Source organism: Halanaerobiales bacterium, assembly GCA_035270125.1.
Taxonomy (GTDB): Bacteria; Bacillota; Halanaerobiia; order Halanaerobiales; family DATFIM01; genus DATFIM01.
Genome location: DATFIM010000024.1, coordinates 1 through 4,175, shown reverse-complemented (window position 1 = coordinate 4,175; position 4,175 = coordinate 1). Strand labels below are relative to the sequence as shown.

Genomic DNA, 4,175 nt, shown 5'->3' with positions numbered 1-4,175 from the left:
TGCTGAAGAAGCTGAAGAAATGATAGCTTTTGTCAGGGATACTGTTGCAGATAAATACCCAGCAGCAGCTAAAGAACTTAGGATTCAGTATGGTGGAAGTGTTAAACCATATAATGTTGATGAATTTATGGAAAAAGAAAACATTGATGGAGCCCTTGTAGGTGGAGCAAGCCTTAAAGCTGAAGATTTTGCAGGAGTTATTAAAAATTTCTAAGGTAATGTTAATAGTTAACTATTATCAATAAAGTAAATATATTATAATTAATATAGTAATGAATACAGTATAAAATATATGAATATATAGATTTGTATTTATCCTAAGGAGGGATATGAATGACTAGACCCAAACCACTTGCCCTAATTATCATGGATGGATTAGGTTTATCAAATGAAAAAAAAGGGAATGCTGCTTCTACAGCTGATACCCCATATTTAGATGAGTTATTTAAAAAATATCCAAATACAACTTTAGGAGCTTCTGGTGAATATGTTGGACTTCCAGATGGACAGATGGGAAATTCTGAAGTTGGACATTTAAATCTTGGTGCCGGTAGAATTGTTTATCAGGATTATACTAGAATAAATAAAGCTGTTGAGGAAGAAACTTTACGTGAAAATAAAGAATTACAAAAAGCTATTGAACATGTTAATGAAAATCAGAGTAATCTTCATTTAATGGGACTTTTATCTGATGGTGGAGTTCACAGCCATATAAATCACCTTTTTGGTTTATTAAGAATGGCTAAAAAAGCTGAAGTTGAAAATGTCTATGTTCATGCTATTTTAGATGGTAGAGATACTCCACCTCAAAGTGGTAAAAAATATATAAAACAATTAGAAGACAAAATGGAAGAATTAGGTATTGGAGAAATCGCTACAGTTAGTGGTCGTTATTATACCATGGATCGTGATAATCGTTGGGAAAGAACTAAAAAATCATATAATGCTATGGTTTTAGGTGAAGGTGAAAAAGCAGAAAATGCTCTGGCTGCTGTTGAACAATCCTATCAAAGAGGTAATAATGATGAATTTGTTTTACCTACTGTCATAAATAAAGAAGCAACTATAAAAGATTGTGATAGTGTAATTTTCTATAATTTCCGGGCAGATAGAGCAAGACAGATTACTCAGGCTCTGGCAATAGATGAGTTTGATAAATTTAAGAGACCTGATGCTCATCCAGAAGATCTTTATTATGTCTGTATGACTCAATATGACAAAGAATATGATCTACCTGTAGCTTTTCCTCCAACTGATATCAAAAATGGTATGGGAGAAGTGTTAGGTAGAGAAGGAATGAAACAGCTTAGAATAGCTGAAACGGAAAAATATGCTCATGTTACTTTCTTTTTCAATGGGGGAGTAGAAAAGCCCAATCCTGGAGAAGAAAGAAAGTTGATTCCTTCACCACAGGAAGTAGATACTTATGATGAAATACCTGAAATGAGTGCTTATAAAGTTACAGATACTCTTTTAGATAAACTGGATAAAGAAGATTTAGATGTAATAGTTCTTAATTATGCAAACCCGGATATGGTTGGCCATACTGGTGATTTTGATGCTGCTGTCAAAGCAGTGGAAACAGTTGATAACTGTCTGCAGAAAGTAATACCTAAAATCTTAGAAAAAGGTGGACAGGTTTTACTTACAGCTGATCACGGAAATAGTGAAAAGATGTATGATGAAGATGGAGAACCATTTACTGCTCATACCAACAATCGGGTTCCATTAATCTATATTGGTGGTCCAAAGGGTAGTAAATTAAAAGAAGGTAAGTTAGCTGATATTGCACCAACTATGCTTGACTTATTAGAGATAGATATTCCAGATGAAATGACTGGTGATTTATTAATTCAAAAGGAGGAATAAAGAATGAGTGATGCAACTATAGTGGATGTTTTTGCCCGAGAAATTCTTGATTCCAGAGGTAATCCAACAGTTGAAGTTGAGGTTACACTGGCTGATGGAACAAGGGGAAGAGCAGCAGTACCTTCAGGAGCTTCTACGGGAGCTTATGAAGCTGTAGAACTTAGAGATAATGATGAAAATAGATATTTAGGTAAAGGTGTTAAAGATGCTGTTCATAATGTGAATGAAGTAATAGCCAGAGAGATTGTTGGTTATGATGCCAGAGATCAGTTATTTTTGGATAAAAAGATGATTGAGCTTGATGATACAGATAATAAAGGAGATTTAGGTGCTAATGCGATTTTAGGAGTTTCGCTGGCCCTGGCTAAAGCAGCTGCTGGTGCTACTGATAGTTATCTTTACAATTATCTTGGTGGTATTGGAGCCAAAACACTTCCAGTTCCAATGATGAATATCTTAAATGGTGGTGAACATGCAGATAATAATGTAGATATTCAGGAATTTATGATAATGCCTGTAGGAGCTAAAAGTTTTTCTGAAGCTCTTCGTATGGGTTCAGAAATTTATCATGAATTAAAAAATGTACTTCATGACCGTGGTTTATCTACTGGTGTTGGAGATGAAGGTGGATTTGCTCCTGATCTTGATTCAAATGAAGAAGCACTTCAGGTAATTGTAGAAGCAATTCGTAAAGCAGGTTATACTCCTGAAGAAGATGTGATGTTAGCAGTTGATGCTGCAGCTACTGAACTTTATGAAGATGGAAAATATATTTTACCTGGTGAAGGAATTGACATGAGTTCTGAAGAGATGGTAGATTTTTATGCTGAATTAGCTGATAAATATCCAATTATTTCTATTGAAGATGGCCATGCTGAGGATGATTGGGAAGGCTGGCAGATGATGACTGAAAAACTAGGAGACAAGATTCAGATTGTTGGAGATGACCTATATGTAACCAATACTAAGAGATTGAAAAGAGGTATTGAAGAAAATTCCAGCAACTCAATTTTAATTAAAGTAAATCAAATTGGTACTTTAACAGAAACTTTAGAAACAATTAAAATGGCTAAAGAAGCCGGTTATACTTCAGTTATTTCTCATCGTTCTGGTGAAACTGAAGATGTTACAATAGCTGATCTGGTAGTGGCTATGAATACCGGTCAGATTAAAACTGGAGCCCCTGCCCGTTCAGAAAGAGTTGCAAAATATAACCAATTACTTAGAATAGAAGAGACTCTAGGTGAAATTGCTGAATATGCAGGTGAAGATGCATTTTTTAACTTAAAGTAAATAAATGAATAAGGGATTCGCAAATACTGTCTCAGTATAAAAAAATATGATTACAGAGACACTAAAAGCTCATCCCTTATTTCATTTATTTTATGTAATAAGAGAAAAAACAGAGTTTAGCAAATTGTTGGGATTCGCAAATACTGTCTCAATAAAAAATTAGGAGGGGTAGAATGAGATTAGATGGTAAAAAAGTAATTGTTTTTGCTGCTAATGAATATGAAGATTTAGAAGCCTGGTATCCTATCCTCCGTTTACGTGAAGAAGGTGCAGAAGTTACTATTGTCGGCTGGGATAATGGTTGCACAGAATGTGAAAGTAAACATGGTTATCCTCTAAAAGTTGATGAAAAGGCAAAAGATATTAGTACTGATGACTATGATGCAGCTATAGTTCCTGGAGGTTATGCACCTGATAGGTTAAGACGTTGTATGAATGTAAGAAGAATTGTTAAAGAATTACATGAAGATGACAAATTAATTGCTTCTATTTGTCATGGTGGCTGGGTTTTAGCTTCAGCTGATATTCTTGATGATGTAAAAATGACTTCAACACCAGCAATTAAAGATGATTTAGTTAATGCAGGAGCAGAATGGGTTAATCAAGAAGTTGTAGTTGATAAAAATATAGTAACTTCTCGTGCTCCTCAGGATTTGCCTGTATTTTTGAAAACAATAATTAAAGAATTAGAATAGTAGCTTTTCTAGATAAGTATTAATATCTTAATAACTAACTGGCCGGGATTTAATTTTATTTAAATAGTCCCTGCCGGTTAGTTTCTTAATTTAGTATAAGTAAAAGGAGAGTAACTAATGGCAGATAAATTTGTAAAAAAAATATATGATGCAAAAACTTTTTTTAAGGATATGATTTTTTTTCTAAAAAATATCAAAAATATTTTTGCTGCAAATAAAAATGATAAGATAAACAAAAAATTTATAGAGAAAATTATGACTGTCACAACTGCAGTAAATGGATGTGTTTATTGTGAGTGGTTTCATGCCCGCGAAGCA

5 protein-coding genes are annotated in these 4,175 nt (G+C 33.7%); all 5 read left to right on the top strand.

What is annotated here, in order from left to right; translation table 11 throughout:
• A partial coding sequence (locus tag VJ881_01365) for a triose-phosphate isomerase (GenBank protein HKL74686.1) occupies positions 1-214 on the top strand: 214 nt, incomplete at its 5' end.
• A 119-nt stretch (positions 215-333) separates the two neighbouring features.
• A complete protein-coding gene (gpmI, locus tag VJ881_01360; protein HKL74685.1) occupies positions 334-1,869 on the top strand; it encodes a 2,3-bisphosphoglycerate-independent phosphoglycerate mutase in 1,536 nt (511 codons plus the stop codon).
• Between the two features lie 3 nt (positions 1,870-1,872).
• Entirely contained in the window at positions 1,873-3,162 is a 1,290-nt protein-coding gene (gene eno, locus VJ881_01355) for a phosphopyruvate hydratase (GenBank protein ID HKL74684.1), read from the top strand.
• Positions 3,163-3,335: 173 nt separating this feature from the next.
• On the top strand, positions 3,336-3,857 hold the full coding sequence (locus tag VJ881_01350) for a type 1 glutamine amidotransferase domain-containing protein (protein HKL74683.1): 522 nt from the start codon (positions 3,336-3,338) through the stop codon (positions 3,855-3,857).
• A 117-nt stretch (positions 3,858-3,974) separates the two neighbouring features.
• Positions 3,975-4,175 (top strand): hypothetical protein (locus VJ881_01345; protein HKL74682.1); only part of this gene is annotated, 201 nt, incomplete at its 3' end.